At 63.9% G+C, this 20,653-nt stretch carries 27 protein-coding genes, 1 tRNA gene and 1 other RNA gene; 15 read left to right on the forward strand and 14 right to left on the reverse strand.

Annotated features, from left to right (window positions below):
* Window positions 1-181 precede the first annotated feature (181 nt).
* The 3 genes from P1K32_RS13270 to P1K32_RS13280 all read left to right on the forward strand — a co-directional run bounded on the left by P1K32_RS13270 (window position 182) and on the right by P1K32_RS13280 (window position 2,279).
* A complete protein-coding gene (locus tag P1K32_RS13270; RefSeq protein ID WP_276250191.1) occupies window positions 182-727 on the forward strand; it encodes a hypothetical protein in 546 nt (181 codons plus the stop codon).
* A 305-nt stretch (window positions 728-1,032) separates the two neighbouring features.
* The gene (locus tag P1K32_RS13275; protein ID WP_276250192.1) at window positions 1,033-1,575 is read left to right on the forward strand and encodes a hypothetical protein; all 543 of its coding nucleotides are present in this window, start codon (window positions 1,033-1,035) and stop codon (window positions 1,573-1,575) included.
* A gap of 164 nt (window positions 1,576-1,739) precedes the next feature.
* A complete protein-coding gene (locus P1K32_RS13280; RefSeq protein WP_276250193.1) occupies window positions 1,740-2,279 on the forward strand; it encodes a hypothetical protein in 540 nt (179 codons plus the stop codon).
* Between the two features lie 120 nt (window positions 2,280-2,399).
* Here the strand turns inward: P1K32_RS13280 and P1K32_RS13285 are convergent, their stop codons facing one another.
* Entirely contained in the window at window positions 2,400-3,002 is a 603-nt protein-coding gene (locus tag P1K32_RS13285; protein ID WP_276250194.1) for a class I SAM-dependent methyltransferase, read from the reverse strand.
* Window positions 3,003-3,051: 49 nt separating this feature from the next.
* Window positions 3,052-3,774 carry a profilin-fold protein gene (locus P1K32_RS13290; protein WP_276250195.1) on the reverse strand — a complete coding sequence of 241 codons (723 nt, stop codon included), beginning with the start codon at window positions 3,772-3,774 and terminating at the stop codon, window positions 3,052-3,054.
* A gap of 519 nt (window positions 3,775-4,293) precedes the next feature.
* Here P1K32_RS13290 and P1K32_RS13295 point away from each other — a divergent pair.
* Both P1K32_RS13295 and P1K32_RS13300 read left to right on the forward strand, forming a co-directional pair.
* Complete coding sequence (locus tag P1K32_RS13295) at window positions 4,294-4,524, forward strand: hypothetical protein (RefSeq protein WP_276250196.1); 231 nt, start codon at window positions 4,294-4,296, stop codon at window positions 4,522-4,524.
* Window positions 4,525-4,533: 9 nt separating this feature from the next.
* Window positions 4,534-4,950, forward strand: a complete 417-nt coding sequence (locus tag P1K32_RS13300; RefSeq protein ID WP_276250197.1) for a PIN domain-containing protein — start codon at window positions 4,534-4,536, stop codon at window positions 4,948-4,950.
* Window positions 4,951-5,119: 169 nt separating this feature from the next.
* Here P1K32_RS13300 and P1K32_RS13305 read toward each other — a convergent pair.
* Window positions 5,120-5,194, reverse strand: a tRNA-Arg gene (locus tag P1K32_RS13305).
* Window positions 5,195-5,401: 207 nt separating this feature from the next.
* Between P1K32_RS13305 and P1K32_RS13310 the strand changes: the two genes are divergently transcribed.
* Window positions 5,402-6,028, forward strand: coding sequence for an RAD55 family ATPase (locus P1K32_RS13310; RefSeq protein WP_276250198.1), 627 nt, complete (start codon window positions 5,402-5,404; stop codon window positions 6,026-6,028).
* On the opposite strand, the gene P1K32_RS13315 is transcribed toward P1K32_RS13310, so the two are convergent.
* Entirely contained in the window at window positions 6,025-6,336 is a 312-nt protein-coding gene (locus P1K32_RS13315) for a DUF5798 family protein (RefSeq protein WP_276250199.1), read from the reverse strand. The two genes, P1K32_RS13310 and P1K32_RS13315, sit on opposite strands and share 4 nt — an antisense overlap.
* A gap of 125 nt (window positions 6,337-6,461) precedes the next feature.
* Between P1K32_RS13315 and P1K32_RS13320 the strand changes: the two genes are divergently transcribed.
* Both P1K32_RS13320 and ffs read left to right on the forward strand, forming a co-directional pair.
* Window positions 6,462-6,875, forward strand: coding sequence for a DUF7548 family protein (locus tag P1K32_RS13320; protein ID WP_276250200.1), 414 nt, complete (start codon window positions 6,462-6,464; stop codon window positions 6,873-6,875).
* Between the two features lie 90 nt (window positions 6,876-6,965).
* An RNA gene (gene ffs / locus P1K32_RS13325) (signal recognition particle sRNA) lies at window positions 6,966-7,276 on the forward strand.
* A gap of 731 nt (window positions 7,277-8,007) precedes the next feature.
* Here ffs and P1K32_RS13330 read toward each other — a convergent pair.
* The 3 genes from P1K32_RS13330 to P1K32_RS13340 are packed head-to-tail and all read right to left on the reverse strand — an operon-like array spanning window position 8,008 to window position 9,470.
* Window positions 8,008-8,889 (reverse strand): mechanosensitive ion channel family protein, encoded by an 882-nt coding sequence (locus P1K32_RS13330; protein WP_276250201.1) that lies wholly within the window; start codon window positions 8,887-8,889, stop codon window positions 8,008-8,010.
* Window positions 8,889-9,137: a YhbY family RNA-binding protein gene (locus P1K32_RS13335; protein ID WP_276250202.1), complete on the reverse strand. Its 249-nt coding sequence runs from the start codon at window positions 9,135-9,137 to the stop codon at window positions 8,889-8,891. Before P1K32_RS13335 ends, P1K32_RS13330 begins: the two co-directional genes overlap by 1 nt.
* Before the next feature lie 45 nt (window positions 9,138-9,182).
* Window positions 9,183-9,470: a ribonuclease P protein component 4 gene (locus P1K32_RS13340; RefSeq protein ID WP_276250203.1), complete on the reverse strand. Its 288-nt coding sequence runs from the start codon at window positions 9,468-9,470 to the stop codon at window positions 9,183-9,185.
* 88 nt (window positions 9,471-9,558) lie between these two features.
* Between P1K32_RS13340 and P1K32_RS13345 the strand changes: the two genes are divergently transcribed.
* The gene (locus tag P1K32_RS13345) at window positions 9,559-10,608 is read left to right on the forward strand and encodes a glycosyltransferase family 4 protein (RefSeq protein WP_276250204.1); all 1,050 of its coding nucleotides are present in this window, start codon (window positions 9,559-9,561) and stop codon (window positions 10,606-10,608) included.
* 81 nt (window positions 10,609-10,689) lie between these two features.
* On the forward strand, window positions 10,690-11,796 hold the full coding sequence (locus P1K32_RS13350; RefSeq protein ID WP_276250205.1) for a glycosyltransferase: 1,107 nt from the start codon (window positions 10,690-10,692) through the stop codon (window positions 11,794-11,796).
* 56 nt (window positions 11,797-11,852) lie between these two features.
* Here the strand turns inward: P1K32_RS13350 and P1K32_RS13355 are convergent, their stop codons facing one another.
* From P1K32_RS13355 to gatC, 3 genes are all read right to left on the reverse strand, one after another.
* Window positions 11,853-12,020: a hypothetical protein gene (locus P1K32_RS13355; RefSeq protein ID WP_220587967.1), complete on the reverse strand. Its 168-nt coding sequence runs from the start codon at window positions 12,018-12,020 to the stop codon at window positions 11,853-11,855.
* A gap of 181 nt (window positions 12,021-12,201) precedes the next feature.
* Window positions 12,202-13,482: an Asp-tRNA(Asn)/Glu-tRNA(Gln) amidotransferase subunit GatA gene (gene gatA / locus P1K32_RS13360; RefSeq protein WP_276250206.1), complete on the reverse strand. Its 1,281-nt coding sequence runs from the start codon at window positions 13,480-13,482 to the stop codon at window positions 12,202-12,204.
* Window positions 13,483-13,761, reverse strand: coding sequence for an Asp-tRNA(Asn)/Glu-tRNA(Gln) amidotransferase subunit GatC (gatC, locus tag P1K32_RS13365; RefSeq protein WP_276250207.1), 279 nt, complete (start codon window positions 13,759-13,761; stop codon window positions 13,483-13,485).
* 225 nt (window positions 13,762-13,986) lie between these two features.
* Between gatC and P1K32_RS13370 the strand changes: the two genes are divergently transcribed.
* Both P1K32_RS13370 and P1K32_RS13375 read left to right on the forward strand, forming a co-directional pair.
* Window positions 13,987-14,955 carry a transcription initiation factor IIB gene (locus P1K32_RS13370; RefSeq protein WP_276250208.1) on the forward strand — a complete coding sequence of 323 codons (969 nt, stop codon included), beginning with the start codon at window positions 13,987-13,989 and terminating at the stop codon, window positions 14,953-14,955.
* A gap of 120 nt (window positions 14,956-15,075) precedes the next feature.
* On the forward strand, window positions 15,076-15,558 hold the full coding sequence (locus P1K32_RS13375) for an NUDIX domain-containing protein (protein WP_276250209.1): 483 nt from the start codon (window positions 15,076-15,078) through the stop codon (window positions 15,556-15,558).
* 291 nt (window positions 15,559-15,849) lie between these two features.
* Here P1K32_RS13375 and P1K32_RS13380 read toward each other — a convergent pair whose 3' ends face one another.
* From P1K32_RS13380 to P1K32_RS13395, 4 genes are all read right to left on the reverse strand, one after another.
* On the reverse strand, window positions 15,850-16,932 hold the full coding sequence (locus P1K32_RS13380) for an asparagine synthase C-terminal domain-containing protein (RefSeq protein ID WP_276250210.1): 1,083 nt from the start codon (window positions 16,930-16,932) through the stop codon (window positions 15,850-15,852).
* Window positions 16,933-16,935: 3 nt separating this feature from the next.
* Complete coding sequence (locus P1K32_RS13385) at window positions 16,936-17,622, reverse strand: PHP domain-containing protein (RefSeq protein ID WP_276250211.1); 687 nt, start codon at window positions 17,620-17,622, stop codon at window positions 16,936-16,938.
* A 127-nt stretch (window positions 17,623-17,749) separates the two neighbouring features.
* Window positions 17,750-18,961: a TIGR04347 family pseudo-SAM/SPASM protein gene (locus P1K32_RS13390; protein WP_276250212.1), complete on the reverse strand. Its 1,212-nt coding sequence runs from the start codon at window positions 18,959-18,961 to the stop codon at window positions 17,750-17,752.
* Window positions 18,958-19,287, reverse strand: coding sequence for an Htur_1727 family rSAM-partnered candidate RiPP (locus P1K32_RS13395; protein ID WP_276250213.1), 330 nt, complete (start codon window positions 19,285-19,287; stop codon window positions 18,958-18,960). The genes P1K32_RS13390 and P1K32_RS13395 overlap by 4 nt, the downstream gene beginning before the upstream one ends.
* Window positions 19,288-19,612: 325 nt before the next feature.
* Between P1K32_RS13395 and P1K32_RS13400 the strand changes: the two genes are divergently transcribed.
* The 3 genes from P1K32_RS13400 to P1K32_RS13410 all read left to right on the forward strand — a co-directional run bounded on the left by P1K32_RS13400 (window position 19,613) and on the right by P1K32_RS13410 (window position 20,650).
* Complete coding sequence (locus P1K32_RS13400; protein WP_276250214.1) at window positions 19,613-19,990, forward strand: helix-turn-helix domain-containing protein; 378 nt, start codon at window positions 19,613-19,615, stop codon at window positions 19,988-19,990.
* 2 nt (window positions 19,991-19,992) lie between these two features.
* Entirely contained in the window at window positions 19,993-20,292 is a 300-nt protein-coding gene (locus P1K32_RS13405) for a DUF7521 family protein (RefSeq protein ID WP_276250215.1), read from the forward strand.
* Window positions 20,293-20,356: 64 nt separating this feature from the next.
* On the forward strand, window positions 20,357-20,650 hold the full coding sequence (locus tag P1K32_RS13410; RefSeq protein WP_276250216.1) for a DUF7521 family protein: 294 nt from the start codon (window positions 20,357-20,359) through the stop codon (window positions 20,648-20,650).
* The last annotated feature ends 3 nt before the right edge of the window (window positions 20,651-20,653 follow it).

Genomic DNA, 20,653 nt, shown 5'->3' on the forward strand with positions numbered 1-20,653 from the left:
TACTCTAAAGCTTCCGACACTGAACTCGCCATATCGTGGATGGTTCGATTTCTGCGGTTCTGCAGTGGTAACCATGACGTCCGGCCTGGGCAAAAATGAACGGCGCAGGCCGTCTCTGTTACCGGATTGCTGGTCGGGAGGCTGTCAGAAGTTTTTAATTCCTCTGAATAGGTTTGCAACTATGGCTGGCCACTCTATCGAATTCGGCATTTTGACTATCCTAACGGGGGTGGGACTGCTGGGACTCTGGGGAGAGCTATCGGACCGTCGGTGGCTTCGTTCCGCTGGGCAGTTCGACCTCGTCGCTGGCGGCGGCCTCGTCGTGCTCGGAATAAGTATATTGATCGTCGGCCTCCACGAGGACGGTGGTCCGTATCTGTTATACGTTCCGATATTCCTCGTAGGGTTGCTACTGCTCAGAACGTACTACGCACTGGAGCCTGCCGACCAGCGACGAGAGAGAGACGGTCTCAACGCGGCACTTCTGTCCGTTCCCAGCGCGTTTGCGATGCTCGGGTGCATCAATGGACTCGCTCTGATTGGGTTGGTGGCTCCGCTGGCGGCTACGCTGGCCAGTATTCTCGCGCTGTTGAGCATCCCGTACGACGCGTTTCAGCTGGCCAGAGGCGAAGCCGTGTACATCCGGGATGTCGTGACTGCGATACTGGTTCTGCCACTACCGTGGCTCTATCTCGTATATCTGCTGATGGGTGTGTACCCCGCCTGAGTAATCAGTGAGTTCGACTGGCGGTCGATTTGTCGATAGAAACCAGGGGTGCCGTTGCCATACCGTACGTTTCTACTGATAGGTGTCGACTTCCCGACGTGAGGACTGCGAACTTCACCGATTCTGGGACTCTTTGACGGTTCTGTGAACTCTGATAGATTGATTCGGGGGTAGATGATTTGGGCAATTAGTTCACGAGACACTCAATTTTATGCCGGTTGACTGACACCGGCCCAGTTACTGGTGTTCAGTCGGGTATACGACCGACCCAAACCATTTTATTACGATACTGGATGGGGTGTATCATGGACGTTTCGCTGCCTGCGGTTTCTACTATCGCAATCGGAGTAGGGCTACTGGTACTCGGTGTGGACTTCTCACTTCTACGCCGGGTGCGGTCAGCGGGACGGTTCGACCTCGCCACTGGTACCATTCTCGTCGTCCTCGGGACGATTATTCACGTGCGCGGACTGCAAGGAGCGACTCATTTTTTCATCATCCCACTTGTTTACTTTCTCATCGGAGTGGCCGTATTTCGGACGTATTACGAGCTAAATTCCGGCACTAGCCGGCGAGACAGAGATCTCCTCACTACGGCATTACCCGGAATTTTCGGTGTCTGTGGCCTGGGTAGTACAGTCCTGGAGGGGATTGAGGTATTCATAATAACGTATTTACTGGCGATTCTGACCAGTATCGTCGCTCTGGTGAGCCTGTTGTACGATGGGAGCCGCCTCGTCAGGGGCCTCGACGTGAAGAAACGTGACGTGCTGGTCGAAACGGCTTCGGTACCACTGGGTTATGCGTATACATATCTGACATTTATGGATTTTTACCCGCCACCGTGAACTGGCGGTGAATTCGGACCCCGATGGATATCTCTACCGCCGGTTCATGATATTGTATCAGATACGCAGTTTGGACAAAATACTCGTCACGACTGCTATATCCAATGTTGCAGTGCTCCCCATCTTCCCAAAGAATTTATTTCGAACTATACATCCCGAAAAGCATGGGCGACGGAACGGTCCTGTTTGGCATGTCGGCCGTCATTACGGGCCTCTTGTTCTATCTCCTCGGGACAGGGAAGATACGAATCCGGCCGGCAGGCTGGTTTGATTTTGTCGTCGGTACGTCGCTGGTCGGATACGGGACGTTCATGATATGGCGCGGCATCGGTCGCTTCGCTAGTTTCTATCCCGTCTTCTTTCTGTATCTGCTCGGTGCTCTCTTTCTAGTTCGGACGGACTATGTCAACGCCGCTGGCGCTGACCGGCGACGACGTGACCTCTTGAACGCGGCACTGCTAGGGATGCCGGGTGCGGGAGGTATGCTCGGTGTCCTCTGGGAAGGGAACGTGCTCTTTTACAGCTATCTACCCGCGGTCCCCGCCGCACTCGGTGGTGTATTGCTGTTGCTATGGGATACTGTTCGCGCGGCTCGCGGCGGAAACCTATACGTGCGCGACGTAATCGCAGCGGTGCTCGCTGTCCCGCTCCCCTTACTCTATTATTTCATGTTCCTGTTTGCCCTGGCAGGGATGGCTCCGTGATGTGTGTCATCTCGGAGCCGGAGTTGCGCGACCACCTCACATCGCAGAATTACTTCGACCAGCGCCGACTGCTGCCGGAGTGGCTGCACCGTCGCTGACCGCGGAATCGGTCGCAGGCGCTCACTGGTCCCGACGGAACACCCGCACCGTATCACGCTTGCGCTCTACTACCTCCGCCTCCTCGAACCCGAGGTCAGTGAAAATCGTTCGCCAGTCCCGGTAGTACAGCGGCAACTCGTCGTCGACGTGATTGGCGGTCCCGTACTCGCCGCTCTCGTTCTCGACGGTGATCAGTACATCGCCGGTGACTCGCGCCAGCTCGTCGAACACCCAGGTCTCGTCCGGATGGATGTGCTGCAGTGTCTCGACAGAGAAGACGGCGTCGAAGGCGTCCGTTTCGACCCCTTCCAGATACTCCTCGATGGTCGCCGCGTGGAACTCCCCCTCGGCCGCGAGCTCGGGGTACGTCTCGCGTAGGACATCGAGGGCGTCCGCGTTCACGTCGACACCCGAGAGCGCCGAGAACCCACTCTCTGCCAGCGCCGCGAGGTGGCGGCCGACGCCACAGCCAACCTCGAGCACACGTGCGTCCGGGCCCACGTACTGCGCTATCTTCGACCGAACCAACTCGCTCGTCTCGTCCGGGCCGTAGTGGGCGTAGTAGGTCGGCGAGTACTCGCCGGACCGGTCTGCCCACGCCTCCCGGACGTCATCTGAATCCACGTTCGTTCCCGGACCTCGCCGGGTATAGATGTACCGACACGCACAGCCCCTACAGTTCGACCGTCTCCAGGTCCGATTCCAGGCCAGCGACGTGGTCGTTGTACGCCGCGACGAAATCCGCAAAGAGCGGGGCATACTCGCGGATGTCCGCCGCCGACGGGGCCTCGTACTGCGAGAGCAGATACAGCCCGCCGGTGCCGCCTACCCGGAGATACGATGTCCCGTCCCGGTCCCACTTGAGCTCCCAGCGGGTCCCGCCGACCCGTTCGGTGAAGGTCCCGTAGTCCCCGCCCTCGTAGCGCTGGAGCTGTCGCGCGATGCGGTCACAGACGTCCCGGACCCGACCCAGTACCCTGTCGCGCTCGGCGACGACGCCGTCGGTGGTCGCCACCTCGGGGAAGTCGGTCGCGACGTCGTCGAGGACGCCCTCGTGAGTCGCGACGAAGTCGTTGAACCCCGCGACGAAGGCGTCGTAGTCGACCAGCGCGTCGGCCAGCGGCCCCGGCTCGGGCGGCTGCTTGGTCGAGATGACGTACACCTCATCGTCGCGTCCCGGGTCGTACCGCAGGTACTCCAGGTCGCCGCCCTCGTACTTGACGGTCCACTCGCCCCGGTCGGTCTCGATGGTCGCGGAGCCGTAGTCGCCCCCCTGCAGCCGGGCCAGTTGGTAGGCTATCTGTCCCGCGTGGTCCCGGACGGCCGCGACCAGTTCGTCTCGGTGTTGTGCGACCGCCGCGGCGTCGGCGGGGTCAGCCGGTGGCCACTCTGTCACACCTGCTCCTGTGCCCCGACGGAAATAACTGTGTGGGAACGGCCGGTCGGGCGTCTGTTCATACAGAAGTCACGGCGCTGCGGGATTTGAACCACGCGAACACCTCGCTGCGCTCGGTGCTCTCTAGTTCAAATCCCACAACCGACGCTCCTCAGCGCTCACTGTCGTTCGCGCAGAAGTCACGGGCGCCGAGGGATTTGAACCGAAGGAAGACTCGCTTCGCTCGTCTTCCAGGGTCCAAATCCGCAGTGCCGGTTCACGTCACCGACTCGCTACGCTCATCGGTTCGTTGCACGGGCGCTGAGGGATTTGAACCACGGTCGGAGCAAGCTCCTCCCTGATGCAAATCCCTCAGCCGACGCTCTTTGCTCGTCACGTCCGTTCCTCGCAAAATCACGGGCGCTGAGGGCGCTCGCTCGTCTGGCGAACGAATCCCCTTTTTCGGCGTGTGGCCGCTGAATTCGAGGGTCCCAAAATACACCGAAAGACACAGTAATCTGTGTGCCCGTAGGTTCCTGTATGCCTAGTATCACGGTCAACGTGGATGACGACCTCAAAGAACGAATGGAGGGCCACCCGGAAATCAACTGGAGCGAGGTCACGCGACAGGCCATAAAAGAAAAAATCGAGACGCTCGAAGTGATGGACGAGCTCACCCGTGAAAGCGAACTCACCGAGAGCGATGTGCAGGAAATCGCCGATAAAATAAACGAGAGTGGGCGTAAGCGCGTTGACGAGGAGTCGGCGTAGAGACGACGAATGAAGCTGGTTATTGATGCTAATGTCGTCATTTCTGCACTCATCGCTGATTCGAAAACGCGAGAACTCATCGTCACACTCGAACCCGACCTTCTGACACCCGCGTTCGTCCATGACGAAATCGAGAACTACGAGGAACTGATCGTGAAGAAGTCCGGGATGGAGCCGGACCGAGTGACTCAGTTCATCGACCTTCTGTTCCAGTATATCGAAGTCGTTCCTGCTGGTGACTTCCACCCGGCTATCGAGAGAGCAGACGCGGCAATCGGGGACACTGACCCAGACGATGTGCTCTATTTGGCGTGTGCGATTGCAAGCGATGCGGCTATCTGGAGTGACGATTCCGACTTCGACGAGCAGAATCTGGTCGAAACGTACTCGACGAGCGACGTCATTGACTCGTTCGACACACGCTGAACGTCTATTGATTTACTCACCGGTCCGCAGTGTAGATGAAGGAGAAACACCGGACGACACCACCTCTATTCGGAACCGTTCGCTGAACGAACGAAGGGAACTGTGATTCTAAACCCGAATTCGGACTTAGAAGCCTTTTGAGTCGAAAATTCGGGCGTATAAGCTGATACGGGCGCTGAGGGATTTGAACCCCCGACGGTTTGGTCCGAAGCCAAGCACTCTGTCCAGGCTGAGCTAAGCGCCCTGTGTTCAGACATAGGCCGGTGTTTCGGTTTAAACCAACCGATTCGTATCGGCGATGTGGGACCGACACACTGTGTGACCAGATGTCACTGGATAAATCAGGGGACGTGACCCTGGTCACATGGTAAATTCCGCCCCGAGCGAGCCAAAAACTCTATATGTATGTCAGGGGCACATGGTGGTACTTTCCGCCCTATCGTCCCAGTCTATGTACGAACTAGGTCCTCCGTTCAGCGACACACAGGTTCCACCGGGAACGAATATCCTGGTTTCGGGACCGCCACTGTCTGGCAAGCGCTGCCTAGCTATGGAGACACTCGCTGTCGGTGCCCGGCGCGACCAAGGGACGATTATCGTCTCGACGCGCGACAGCGCGGCCCGCGTCCACGATATGTTCGGGCCACTCGTCGACGGCGAGACCGACGTCGCTATCGTCGATGCCGTCTCCCAGCATATCGGCCGGTCTACCGACATCGACATGACGTCGTACGCATCCTCCCCGCGGGACATGAGCGAGATCGGTGTCAAGTTCTCCGAGTTCATCCAGTCGTTTTACACGGACCAACAGCGCGAGCACAACCGCGTCATGGTGGATTCACTGACGGCGCTGCTGCTGTACTCGAACCTCCAGACGGTGTTTCGGTTCCTCCACGTGTTCACCTCCCGCGTCGAGAACGTCGACGGGCTGGGGCTGTACCCCATCGAGTCGACTGCCCACGACGCCGAGACCCTCTCCACGCTCGACCAGCTGTTCGACGGGACTATCGAACTCGACGCCGACGGGACGGCGACGCTAAATCTACCCGACACCGACATCCGGACCGTGAGGCTCTAGTCGGTCGTCTCGGGCGCGGACTGGCTCTCGGCTGTCGTGACTGCGGAGTCGTCGGTCACCTCGGCGTCCTCGATGACTGCCTCGGTGAGAATCGCGTCCGTATCGAGGCCCTGCTCCTCCGCGATGGCTTCGAGCAGCGCCCGCTGTTCGGTCTGCTCCCGGTCGATATCCTCGACGCGGTCGCTGGTCTCCTCGACAGTGCTCCGGAGCTCCTGGAGCTGTTCCCGTTGCTCGTTCAGCTTCGTGTAGAGGTCGTCGGCCATGTCGGCGACTTTCTGGAGCTTCTTCGTGGTGGAACCAAGGCCCATACCCGGGGTATGTCCAGGGGCCATTTGCCGGTTTCGCTCGATGACCGGGCGAGGCGGACGTTCAGCTGTCCCCGGACCGCCAGCGTAACGTCGCTGTTAAGACGCCCGCGGCCCCAGCGCGGGGTATGAACGGGCTCCGGACCGGCCCGACGGTCGGTATCGTCGGGTGTGTCGCCTACCTGCTGGTTCTGGTCGCGCCGTATCTCATCGTCGAGACGACGAGCGCCGTCGGCGCCTACTACGGCGCGGGCGCGCTCTCGCCGGCGGTCGCAGCCGTCTTCGCACTGCTTGCGATTATCGTCCTCGCCGCCGGCCGCGAGGGTCGGACCGACCCGAGTCTCGCCGCCGGCGCGGGGCTCGTGCTGGGCGTCTGTATCCTCGGCGTGTCCCTCCTTTGGGCGACGACGGTACCGACGAGCCTGGTGTTGGGCCTGACCGAGTCGACGCTCATCGAACAGCACCGCTGGGCCGTGGTGGCCGCTGCCGTCCCGATACCACTGGGCGCCGTCTGGTTCGCCGTCGGGCTGGACCTCTTCTGAGGTTTGGGGCCGTCCCGCCGACAGCCAGGCCCCCGTCGGCGTGCGGTTTCGAAGTTTCGAAAGGCCCTTATGCGGTGGTGGCGGAATTCAGGATGGACTAGGTCGGGGGGTTTGGCCCCCCTCACTACCCGCACTATGGTCATCAGCGGGGACCGAACCCGGGGGCGTCCGGTCAGACGGACGCGGACCCCGTGAGCCAACGTGGAAGCCTCGTCCCGCGGGGACGGCGGTCCACGTGGTCGCATCTGCAGGGATGCGCTCACGTGGTTAAACGATGGCAGCCCGCCAGGCACGGAAGTGAGCAGCGGACCATCGAACACCCGTCGCTCGTGGGGTCGCGGGGTGGAGGAGGCAAACGGGATTACCCGCGTCCGAACGCCGGGCAATCCCGCTGTCCGTTCCATTCATCCAGCACCCACTTTTTACGTCGAGGGGTATCCTCGCGCCGCTACGCGGCGCTGCGGGTACCCCTCTCGCAAAAACTTGGGGAAAAACTGCCGGACGCTCATTTCATTCGCGTCCGGTGAAACCGCTCGCTAACGGCGAGCGGTATGCTCCCGCTGTGTTCCTGCCCTTCCCCGAGTCGCGACACGGCGGTCGCTCCCGGCCGGACGCTGTATACTGCCCAATTCTCACCGCTTAGAGCCTCAAATAGGGACTTATTGGTCATCTGTCTTCGGTGTGAACCGGCGGCCACAGTCCCCACACCGGTAGACTGGGCGCCAGCCGCCCCCGGTCTCGTACCGCTTCATATAGGCGTCGACTGCACCACAGTCCGGGCAGACTTCTGGTGGGTTCGACCTTCGATTTCCCATAGCGGTCCTTGTGGAGTTGCCACTGTAAGCGTGTGCAGTGTGCGTTCCGATAGGGGTGGCAGGGCCGCGAGTGCGCTCCGTCGCGCGAGCCGGGGAAGGGTAGGCTGGGCTCTAGCTGACAGAGAAATTTTCAAGTGCAGGTAGTATCCGGCGGCTGTGGCGCCGGTTCGACCGCGGCGAGGCGACCACCGCGTGCCTTCGGCACGCGACGGGAGCCGAAGCCGCGATTTTCCCCAAGTATTTGCCGCGGAGTCTTGTCGAGCGCAGTACGCTCGACCGCCGGAGCGTGCAAAAAGTGGGTAGCCGAAAAGTGGTCGTTAGTCGTTTACGGGCTCCGCGACGCTCTCGAAGTCGCCGACTTCCAGCCCGCCGCTGATAGTGCGGTTCGGGTAGGGGATGTCGATGCCCTCTTCGTCGAACCGCTCTTTGACCGCTTTGACGTACTCGGCGCGGGTCTTCACGAAGTCCGAGCGGCTGGGGTTGTCAATCCAGATGCGGGACTGCAGGCCGACCGAGGAGTCGCCCAGTTCCGTCAGGCGGACCGACGGGGCGGGGTCTTCGAGGATGCCCTCGTGAGCCTCGGCCTCTTCGAGGATGATGTCGGTCGCCCTGTCGATGTCGTCGTCGTAGCCGATACCGAAGAGGAACTTCAGCCGGAGCTGGTCCTTGGCGACGGGGTTCTTGATGACGTCGTCGGTCAGGTTCGAGTTCGGAACGGTCAGCAGTTCGTTGTCGAATGTGCGCACGCGGGTGACCCGGAGGCTGATGTCCTCGACGACGCCCGCGTTGTCGTCCCACTCGATCCAGTCGCCGATGCGGAACGGCTTGTCGGTGAAGATGAAGACGCCGGCGGCGAAGTTCTTCAGCACGTCCTGCAGGGCAAAGCCGATAGCCAGCGTCGCCGCGGCGCCGACGGTGGCGAGCGATTGCAGGAAGTCGTCGAAGCCCGCCATTCCGAAGGCGACAGTGACAGCGACAAACAGCAGCAGTATGCTAAAGACTTTCTTGATAGGTTTGCGCGCGTGCTGGTCGAGGTCCCGCGAGGAGAGCGACCGGTCGACGATGGGGGTCAGGACGAGCCGGCCGAAAAAGTAGACGGCGACGAACGCCCCGACGAAGACGATGGTGCTCGCGATGGTGTCCGCCACGCCGGCAGGGAGGAAATCGTCGAGTACCGCCGAGATCGCCGGGACCTGCATTATCGCTCGAACACAGCGGTATGTCCGCGGACCTGGACGACGTCAGCGCCCACGTGGTCGGCGAGGTCGTCGGCGAGTTCCTCGGTCGTGGTCCCGCCGCGAGCGGCGCGGAGGAACTTCACCTTCACGAACTGGCTGTCCTCGAGCTGGTTGCCGAGTTCGTCGGCGACTGACTCGACGCCGTGCTTGCCGACTCGGAGTGTCGCATCGAGGTCGTGTATCCGCTGGTCTCTGGATTTCGATGGCATAGTCGGACACTGACTATGGAGTTATTTAAATCCCGCACCAACAGGTCACGCGTAGGGATAGCGTGCCTGTTCGCCACAGTCACAGGTCACGACGACGTGGCCCGACTGGGTGCGCACTCGGGCGTTGTTTCCGGTGACGAGGAACGTATCGCAGGAGCGACAGATAGAGTGTGAAAAGTCCCGCGGGAGGCGCAATCGATGCCGCTCGGCGATACGGCGTGCCCGCCGGACGTACTCGCGGGCCCGTTCGTCACGCCCCTCGCGGACGGCGTCGCGGGCCATCGACTGCAGGCGTTCGATGCGCTCGCGGGCGATGGTCTCCTCGTCTGTCATCGGTCGGGAGTCCGGTCGCGGGGCCCAAACCCCTTCCGGACGGCGACGAGGCGGTAGCGTTTTGCTCGCGGCCGCTTTCCGACCGGTCGTGCGCGTCCTGAACTATCTGGAACTCGAAGACCGGCTCGACCGGTCGGGTATCGCCACCTCTGTCGACCACCAGCGCCAGGCGCTCGCCGACGCCGGTGTCGACGTTGTGACGTCCCCGTGGACGGACGGCCATCCGGGGTGGGCCGTCGGTGGGAAGCTGGCCTTCGACGACCCGGTCTTCGAGACGTACGACATCGCTCACTGCAACATGATCGGCCCGGGGTCGGTCGCGGTGGCCCGCCACGCGAAGCGCAACGACATCCCGCTCGTACTACATGCGCACGTCACTCGCGAGGACTTCCGGGGGAGCTTCCGCGGCTCGAACCTGGTCGCGCCGGCACTGGGCGAGTATCTGCAGTGGTTCTACTCACAGGCCGACCAGGTGCTGTGTCCCTCCGAGTACACGAAAGGCGTCCTCGAATCGTATCCCGTCGACGCCCCCATCGAACCAGTGACGAACGGTATCGACACCGAGCCACTCGACGGGTTCGATGCCTTCCGCGAGGAGTACCGCGACCGCTACGACCTGGAGGGGATGGTCGTCTTCGCCGTCGGGAGCGTCTTCGAGCGCAAGGGGCTGACGACGTTCTGCGAGCTGGCCCAGGGGACCGACTACGATTTCGCCTGGTTTGGCACCTACGACGACGGCCCACACGGCTCCGACGCGGTCAGGAAGTGGACCAGTGACCCGCCGGAGAACGTCACGTTCACCGGCTGGGTCGAGGACATCCGCGGGGCCTACGGTGCGGGCGACGTCTTCCTCTTTCCTTCGAAGGTCGAAAACCAGGGTATCGTCGTCCTGGAAGCGATGGCCTGTGGGAAGGCTGTCGTACTTTCGGATATCCCCGTCTTCCGGGAGTACTACGAGAACGGGCACGACTGTCTCATCTGCAGCGACCAGCGGGAGTTCCGCGAGGCGCTCGCACAGCTCGAAGCGAACCCCGACCTGCGCGAGCGCCTGGGCGAGAACGCGAAGGCGACGGCACGCGAGCACGGTCTCGACCGCGTCGGTGACCGGCTAGTCGAGGTGTACGAGGGCCTATTCTGAACCCAGGGCCGCGATTTCGGTCCGGTAGGGCCTAGCGGTCAATGGCAAGGGTTTAGCCGTTGGTCTGTCTACGCCGTCGCCATGGCACTGCCGCAGGTCGCTGCGTTCACCGACACCTACCTCCCGACGGTCAACGGCGTGACCTACACGGTCCAGACCTGGCGCGACCACTGGCAGGCCCGCGGCGGCCGCATGGACGTGGTCTACCCGCAGAGCGACCACGTTCCCGTGGCTGGCGAGTATCCCGTCCGGAGCCTCCCGTTCCCGTTCTACGAGGGGTACCGGCTCGGGATGCCACAGATTCCGAGCAAGGTCCGCAACGCCGACGTGGTCCACGCACACACCGCCTTCAGCCTGGGGATGGCCGGCAAGCGTCTGGCCGGGAAGATAGACGCACCGCTGGTCGCCTCGTACCACACCCCGACCGGCGAGTACGCCGAGTACGTCTCGAAGACGCACCTCGTCGAGTCGGCCGTCCAGTCCAGCGCCGAGCAGTACGAGCGGTGGTATCTCGACGGCGCCGACCGCATCATCACGCCGACCGAGCGCACCGCAGAGTACGTTCGCCGGACGCTGGGTGCCGACACGGCTGTCGAAGTCGTCTCCAACGGTGTCGACACGGACTTTTTCGCCCCGCCCGAGACCAACGACTTCCGCGAGCGATATGACCTGCCCGACGGGCCGCTGGTGGGTTACACTGGTCGACACGGCCACGAAAAGTGTCTGGGTGACATCCTCACGGCCTGTGCCGGGCTGGACGTGACCGTCGTCTTCGGCGGCGACGGCCCCGCGCGCGAGGAACTCGAATCGGCGGCCGCGACCAGCGACCTCGACGTCCGCTTTCTGGGCTTTCTGGACCGCGAGGAACTTCCGGATTTCTACGCGGCACTCGACGTCTTTGCCTTCCCGAGCCCGGTCGAGACCCAGGGACTTGTCGCCCTGGAGGCCAACTGCTGTGGGACGCCCGTCGCCGGCGTCGACGCGGGCGCCCTCAGCGACACTATCGACGACGGCGAGACCGGCTACAGCTACGAGGAGGGCGACATGGACGGGTTCCAGCGGGCCATCGAGCGGGTGCTCGACGAGATGGCGACGCTTCGGGACCGCTGTCTGGCCCGGCGCGAGGCTGTCAGTGTCGGCCACGCCGTCGACCGGCTGGTCGAGGTGTACGACGCGGTCCTGCAGTAGGTGCGGACGCCGATGCCGGTCACTGTTCGGTGGCGGTCGGCCACGAAAAACGGCGGTTACGACGTGTACGACCGGCCGATGGCGAAGCCGAGTCCTGACATGGCCCCCAGTACGAGGCCGAAGACGAAATCCCCCGTGGCGACGCCGTAGATGCTCCCGAGACCGGTACCTGCGGCGACGGATTTCGCCACCAGCGGCCAGCGAATAAAGTCGAGGGCGCTCATACCCTCACAGAGAGAGGCGGTCGGTAAAAACCTGTCAGTCCACCTTTTTCCTGCGGACACCCCCCACTTGGAAAAACGGAGTCTCGTCGAGCGCAGCGAGACAAGGCTCGTCAGAGCCTTCTCTAACGGTGGTCACAAAGGCCGAATTCTCGCCAAGGGCGCGAATTCGGTTCGGAAACAGTCAGGCCAGCGCGCTGCCGGCCCGGATAATCGTCTTCTCGCCGAAGGCCGGCCCAACGAGCTGGAGGCCGACAGGGAGCCCGTCGTCGGTCTCGCCGGCCGGGACCGAGATGGCCGGCAGGTTCGCCAGGTTCACCGGCGTCGTGTTGGCGTCGGCGAGATACATCGTCAGCGGATCGTCTAGGCTCTCCCCGCGCTTCATCGGCGGCACCGGCATCGTCGGTGAGGCGAGCACGTCGGCATCGGTTAGCGCCTCGTCGAAGTCCTGTTTGACCCACGCGCGGGCGTCCTGGGCCTTCTTGTAGTACTTGTCGTGATAGCCCGCCGAGAGCGCGTAGGTTCCGAGCAGGACCCGACGTTTGACCTCCTCGCCGAAGCCCGCCTCGCGGGACTGGGCGAACGACTCGTTCCAGTTGCCTTCGCCGCCGTCTTGTCCGTAGCGGACGCCGTCGAACCGAGCGAGATTCGAGGACGCCTCGCTCATGGCGATGACGTAGTAGGCCTCGACGGCGTGTTCGACGCTGGGGAGGTCGACCTCGTGGTAGCTCGCGCCCTGGGCCTCCAGCTCGTCGATAGCGTCCCAGAACGTCTCGACGACACGTTCGTCGGCGCCGTCCAGTAGCTCGGTCGGGACGCCGAGGGAGAGCCCGTCGACGTCGCCGTCTGCGGCCGCGGCGAAGTCGTAGTCGGTGCCGTGTTCGCGGGCGTCACGTGTCGTCCCGTCGCGCTCGTCGGGGCCGGCGATGACTTCCAGTAGCTCCGCGGCGTCCTCGACGGAGCGGGCGATGGGCCCTATCTGTTCTAAGCTGTTGGCGTACGCCACCAGGCCGTACCGGGAGACCAGCCCGTAGGTGGGCTTGATACCGACGACGCCGCAGAAGGCGGCGGGACAGCGGACCGAGCCGCCGGTATCACTGCCCAGTGCCATGTCCGCGTCGCCGGCGGCGACGACAGCAGCGGACCCGCCCGAGGAGCCACCGGGGACCCGCCCTTCGGCGGCCGGGTTCTCGACGGCGCCGTAGGCCGACGTCTCCGTCGTGGTGCCCATTCCGAACTCGTCCATGTTGGTCTTCCCGGGGATGGTCGCGCCGGCGTCTTTCAGGCGTTCGACGACCGTCGCGTCGTAGGGCGGGACGTAGCCGTCGAGCATCGCCGAGCCACAGGTGGTCTGGACGCCTTTCGTGGAGATGTTGTCTTTGACTGCGACGGTGCGGCCGGCGAGTGGCCCGTCGTCGGCGCCCTCGATGGTGTCGGTGGCGATGTAGGCGTTGTAGTCGGTCATCTACGACACCTTCGGGCCTTTGAACTGGCCGGCTTCCGAGTCGGGGGCGTTCTGGAGCGCTTCCTCCTGGGTCAGGCCCTCACGGACCTCGTCGGGGCGCATCACGTTGGTCAGGTCGGCCTCGCGGTCGGTCTCTGGCACCTCGTCGAGGGCCTCGAACGCGGCCAGAATCTCGCCGAACTGCTCGGTGAACCGCTCGACCTCCCCGTCGTCCAGGTCGATGCGGGCGAGGTCGGCGATGTGGGCGACCTCGTCGCCGTCGACAGCGTTGTCGCTCATGCGATTTCCGAGTACTGGCCCGGCGGTAAGCGTTTCGGAACCGCGAGCCCAACTCTTTTGGGTGGTTCACCATGCAGCAGTAATTTGCGCCGTAAACGCGAACAGTGGTTCGGAAAACAAAATCATAGCTTTGTGATTTGGGAAAAGTTTTAAGTTGCTCAGGCCACAACAGAAGAGTACAAGAGACGTTTCTCGGGTCCCCAGACCCGCCTGTTCGCCCAACCAATGACCGATACCACCATCCGTCGATACACGAGTGAGCGCGAAACCGAAGAGGAGCAGACCGAGGAAGACGAGTCACTGGTCTGTCCAGAGTGTGGTGGCTCGCTGCTCTCCGACAGTGAACGCGGCGAGACTGTCTGTGAAGACTGCGGTCTGGTCGTCGAGGAAGACGAAATCGACCCAGGCCCCGAGTGGCGAGCGTTCGACTCCAAAGAGAAAGACCAGAAGTCCCGCGTCGGCGCCCCCACGACCAACATGATGCACGACAAGGGGCTGTCGACCAACATCGGCTGGCAGGACAAGGACGCCTACGGAAACTCCCTGTCCTCACGCCAGCGCGAGAAGATGCAGCGCCTGCGGACCTGGAACGAACGCTTTCGCACCCGCGACTCGAAGGAGCGCAACCTCAAGCAGGCCCTCGGTGAGATCGACCGGATGGCCTCCGCGCTGGGGCTGCCCGAGAACGTCCGGGAGACCGCGAGCGTCATCTATCGGCGTGCCCTCGACGAGGACCTGCTGCCGGGCCGCTCCATCGAAGGCGTCTCGACGGCGTCGCTGTACGCCGCCGCCCGCCAGGCCGGGACACCCCGCTCGCTTGACGAGATCGCCAACGTCTCCCGCGTCGACAAGGACGAGATCGCTCGTACTTACCGATATGTGGTCCGGGAACTCTCGCTGGAAATCCAGCCTGCCGACCCCGAGAGCTACGTCCCCCGCTTTGCCTCCGACCTGGACCTCTCCGAGGAGGTCGAACGGCGCGCCCGCCAGCTCCTCCAGAACGCCAAGCAGGAGGGCGTCCACTCCGGGAAGTCGCCCGTCGGTCTCGCTGCGGCGGCCGTCTACGCCGCCTCGCTGCTGACAAACGAGAAAGTCACCCAGAGCGAGGTCAGCGAGGTCGCGAGCATCTCCGAAGTGACAATTCGGAACCGCTACCACGAGCTCCTAGAAGCCGAAGACAGCGTCCACCCCTAAGTTTCGGAGGCTGCTCTTCAGTGAGCACCTACTAACCGCGACTTTCTGGCTGGACACACGCCACCAGTCCGGATACGACGCTCCGAAACGCAGTTTTCCCCCGGACACGTCGACGCGCCTATGGAGACGACTCGCCATTTCGTCGCGACTATCTACGCCGTCCACGACGGAGCCGTCGCGTTGCACGAACACGACAAACTGGAGATGTGGCTGCCCGCCGGCGGCCATCTCGACCGGGACGAACTCCCCCACGAGGCCGCGCTGCGGGAGACAGAGGAGGAACTGGGGATGGCAGTCGACCTCGTCGCCCCACAGGAGGCGATTACGAGCGAGACAGTCCGATCGATTCCTCAGCCCCAGCACTTCCTGGTCGAGGATATCAACGTCGACCAGAACGGCGCGGTGGGCCACCAGCACATAGACTTCATCTTCTACGGTCACGCACCAACCAGGGACATCCAGCCCGGGCCCGGCGAGCAGCCGGCCGAGGACTGGACGTGGTTTACCGCCGCGGAACTGGACGCCTGCAGTAACGAGATTCCGGCGGACGTGGTCGAAATCGGTCAACGGGCCATCGAGGCAGTCGCTGACAGTCACACGTAGGTTCAAGTACGAACGGGCGACCACGGCCGCTCGTGCGCTGAGTAGTCATCACGGGCCGGCCTAGCGACGCTGGCGGCCGACCGGCTCGTGTTAGAGGCCGTCCGTTCGCTACTGCTCCGCGGTTCCCTTCGCTTCACGGGTCACTCCGTTCCCCGTCGTCGGGCGGCGTTGCCGCCCGACTGCTTGAGGGGACCGAAGGTCCCTCTCCGTTCCGTACCGAGGGCCGTGCCATGCCCGCCCCTCGCTTCGCTCACCGCATCGCTTCGTGGTCTCTCGGTGTTCGGGACCACGCTACAGCAAGGACTCGATATACTGACCCACGTGGTCGTCCATCCGGCGCTTGTAGCCGGCCTGGCGGGCCAGTCGGTCGAGTTCGCGCGCGGCCAGCGAACCGTACTGGGCGGCCTTCTTGTCCCGCATCGCGATGGCCTCGGGGAGTGACCCCAGCGCCGCCTGTCGGAGCGCCCACTTGCGGGTCTCGCCGTCGACGAGCATCTGGTCGTCGAGCCGCAGCGCGACCGACACGACGCGGTCGTGGAGCAACGGCGTCACTGGCTCGACCCCGGCCCCGCGCAGCGCCAGCACGTCACGGGGCAGCTGCTTGGGCAGCGTGTTGACGACCTCTCGCTGGGCACCTCGGACGGTGTCGGCCTCGACGCGGGGGTCCTCGGGCGCTTTCTCGACCTTGGCGTACCCGCCGAACAGTTCGTCGGCGCCCTGACCCAGCGCGAGGCGGTCGAACCCGTCGGCGGCGACGCGTTCGGCGGTCAGATACAGCGGCAGTGCTATCTGGACCGACATCGCGTCCGTCCGTCCCGTCGCGGCAGCGATCTCGGGAACCGCCCGCTCGATTGCGTCGTGTGTGAGTTCGACGAACCGAAGCTCGCGGTCGAGCAGGTCGGCCGCCGACCGCGCCGCTTCGACGTCGTGACTCTCCGGGAAGCCGGCGACGTACAGCGGCGCGTCGAGGCGAGCGGCAAGCAGTGCGGAGTCGACCCCGCCCGAGAAGGCGATAGCCAGGCCGTCAGTCTCGACCGAGTCGACGCTCGTCTCGACGGCGTCACGGACGCCTTCGACGGCAGTCGCCCGGTCGTCGAAGGGCTCGGGGTCAGGAAGCGTCCAGGCTTCTCGAAGCTCGCCGGTACCCAGAACTCGTCCGGCCGGGAACAGCTGGGGCGCCGGCAGGTCGGTGAGGTCGCGGCTCCAGGCCGGCAGGGTCCCCTCGCTCGCCCCTGCATCGACGAACAGCGGCTCCCGACCGAGCACGTCCCTGACCAGCACGCCGTCTATCGCACCGGCGAAGCCGGTCGTGCCGGGTAGCGGGTCGCCACTGGCCAGCGCGTCGCGCACGACATCTTCCGGTGCGCCACGCATCGGTCACTCCAGCAAGCCGTCAAGACGGCCCGTAATCCGGCGCTTGACGCCGCCGGCGGCCTGCCGTAAGCTGATGCGCCACGGCGTTCGTTCTCCCTCGACGGTGGTCCGTCCCTCGCGGATGGCGGAAAGAATCGCGGCGACCGACGCCTCGTCGGCGTCGACTGTCGTCACCGCCTGCCCGACCATCTCGGCGATGTGGGCGTCGCTCCCGGCGGTCATCGGGAGCCCGCGCCGTCTGGCGAACCGCTCGGCCTGGCGGTTCGAGCGCCCGGTGAGCAGGCGGGAGTTGTACACCTCGATAGCGTCGGCCGTCGCGAGCTCCTCCTTGGATATCTTATCGAGGACGCCGTGGCGGGACTCCTGGAACGGATGGGGAACCACGGCCAGCCCGCCCTGCTCGCGGATGCGGTCGAGCGTCGCTGCGAAGGACAGCCCCGTGGGAATCGCTTCCGTGATACCGATCGCGAGGACGTGTCCGGCCTCGGTGGTGACCTCCATCCCGGGGATGCCCACCAGCCCGTAGTCGGGGGCCAGCTCGGCGGCCCGGAGGCTGGCTTCGAGTTCGTCGTGGTCCGTGACGGCCAGGGCGTCCAGTCCCACGGCGCGGGCCTGTTCGAGGAGCAACTCGATAGGGTCCCGGCCGTCGTGGGACAGCGACGAGTGTGTGTGAAGCTCGACCGACAGCACGCTCTGAGGTAGCAATGGATGGGGCAAAAGCGCCCCGGTCCGCGTCCATACGAATTGTTGTAGAGTGTGAACGGTAGCGCCGGCACTGAGCTCGGCGCATACCGACAATTAGCTACAACATTCCGTATCAGTCCGACGCCACCCCGTCGAAGGGCCTCGAACCGGTCACTTCCTCGTCGGTCAGGTAGCACTGCGGGTCGGGCGCGAATGGGTCGTTTTCGACTGTCAGCGCGCGGAGTCTGGAGGCCCCGCGACACACCTCGGCGTACCGACAGTCCGCACAGCGCCCCGAGAGGTGGGCCTCGCGATTGCGAAGCGCCCCCAGGAGCGGGTTCGACTCGTCATCCCAGATGGCGCCAAAGGAGCGGTCCCGGACGTTGCCCAGCGAGTAGCCCTGCCAGAACTGCGTGAGATGGACGTTCCCCTGGTAGTCGATGTCAGCGACGCGTTCGCCGGTCGGGTCGCCGCCGTTGACCCGGAGATACTCGTAGACCCGTCGGGCCTGGGCCTCGCCCATGTGTTCCCGGGCGTACTCCACAAGATAGGCCGCGTCGGCGTAGTTGCCCACAAGCAGCGTCTCTATCTCTTCGCCTCGGTCGTGGTACGCTCGGGTCATGTCACAGACCTGTGTGACGGCCTCGCGGCGGTCGGCGGGCGAGAGGTCCGCGTCGACGATTTCGGTCCCGCGGCCGCCGTAGTCCAGGTGGTAGAAGCAGAAACGGTCGACGCCGACGTCGGTCAGCACGTCCACCACCCCTTCAAGATCGGCGGCGTTGCGCTCGGTGATGGTGTAGCGCAGGCCGGTCTTCAGGCCGGCGTCGAGGCTGTTCTCGATGCCCTGGACCGCGCCCTCGAAGGCGCCCTCGACGCCGCGGAAGTCGTCGTTTCGCTCGGGCAGCCCGTCGACGGAGACGCCGGCGTAGGCCAGCCCCGCATCGCGGAGCGAGCGAGCCCGCTCGGGAGTGAGTAGGGTCCCGTTCGTCGAGAGAACGGGCCTGATACCGGCGTCGGCCGCGTAGCCGACGAGTTCTTCGAGGTCCTCGCGGACGAGGGGTTCGCCGCCCGAGAACAGGACGACGGGCGCGCCGTAGTCCGCGAGGTCGTCGAGCAGTGCCTTCCCTTCGGCTGTCGACAGCTCCCCGTCGGCGATGCCGGTGTCGGCGGCGGCATAACAGTGGTCACAGTAGAGGTTACACTGCTTGGTGACGTTCCAGACGACGACTGGGCGGCGCTGTTTCCGGTCCCGTATCTGTCGCTTCGTCGATTCGTCGGCGGCGTCGTAGCGCAGGCCGTCCCCCTCGGCGTCAAGCCCGGTCAGCAGTTTCGAGACAGATATCATTCGGCCTCACCCCGGAGCGTCTCGTCGGTCATCCGGTCTGCATCCATCGTGGGCGCCGACTCACCGTCGTCCGGCTCGGCCGCCGCTGTCTCGCTGACGCCGAGGTCCCGCTCCTGGACCCGGACCGTCTCTTCGGCCGGGCAGAGCCACAGCGCAGCGGTCGCGTGTCCGAACAGCGTCGCGGCCTGGTCCCTGGCGACGGCGGCCGTCGGTGCGCTCACGCTGCCGACGTGGGTGAGCGGTTCCGATTCGGTCTCGCGGCAGAACACTTCCCACTCGCGAGTGGTGTCTCCGCGCGGGGCGTCGACGGTCTCCAGCGTTTCCATACCGGTGCCAGGGGTTGTCCGGAAAAAACGCTGCCAGTGCGTTCTCAGCGACTGGGAACCGTCGGGGGATGTCCCGACCCGGCCTGCCGAGGAGCTGTGCGACTCGACTTGGTCGGTCATACGTGGCGTTTCGCGACGGGGTGTCAAACCCTCCGAGGGGTGTTCCCGGACCGACAGAACTGTTCCCGGAAATTGGGAACGCCGGTTGTGTTTATATCACACGCTCTCCAAATTTTATGCCAACTCACCGAAACTACGCTGTAGCGGCCGTCATACTCACGAGCCGGTGAGACTAAATCCGTCGGGACAAGAACGCCTGTCAAGGATGGTCCGGGACCCCGCGGCGGACGACGAGACGCCGACACTGACGACGGTGCTCGACGCGCTGGACGACGAGGACTGTCGGACGATCGTCAGCGTGCTGGCGGAACCGATGACCGCAAACGAGATATCAGAGGCGAGCGGGGTCCCACTCTCTACGACCTACCGGAAGCTGGAACTGCTCACGGACTCCTCGTTGCTGTACGAGGGCGTCGAGGTCCGGTCGGACGGCCAGCACGCCAGCCGCTACGCCATCGACTTCGAGGAGGTCGTCATCGCGCTGGACGACTCCCGCGAGTTCGAGGTCGATATCGCCCACCGGGCCCGGTCGCCGGACCAGCGCCTGGAGAACCTCTGGTCGGAAGTTCGCAAGGAGACCTAACTATGGTACATATCCCAAGCTCGCAGATCGGTATCGTGGTCGCGAAGACACTTATCCTCATCATGGGTGGGCTCATCACCCATTTCTCGTACAGGGCATACCGCCGGACGGGGATGCCACAGCACCGGTGGCTCGCGCTGGGCTTCGGTGTCATCACCGTGGGTGCGATACTCGGTGGCGTGATTGACATCGCCGTCGGGACATACTTCGGCCAGAACCTGCTTTACACCAGCGTCCTCGTCTCGAGTTCGATGACCGCCATCGGCCTCGGAGTCATCCTCTACTCGCTGTACGTCCGGTAGCGTTCCCAGTTTTTGACAACGCGGACGACCGTATTTATTTCAGGGAGTGTCAGTATCGGGTAAGATGCCCTCGCTCAGCACGGTCTTCCTGGTGGCGGCCAAGACACTCACCCTCGCCTGTGGGGTGGTGTTGACGACACTGACGTACAGGGCGTACAGACGCACGCGCTCGACGGCGATGCGGGTCCTCTCGGTCGGTATCGGGCTGGTCACTGCCGGTGCGGTTCTGGCCGGAAGTCTGAACCAGCTGGCCGGAGTCCCCATCGTGGTGAGTACCACTATCGAGAGTGTCTTCACCGCGGCCGGGTTCCTGGTGATGACCTACTCGCTGTACTCGGACCGCCTGGCCGGCACCTGACCG

Source organism: Haloarcula rara, assembly GCF_029338235.1.
In the GTDB taxonomy this organism is placed as follows: domain Archaea; phylum Halobacteriota; class Halobacteria; order Halobacteriales; family Haloarculaceae; genus Haloarcula; species Haloarcula rara.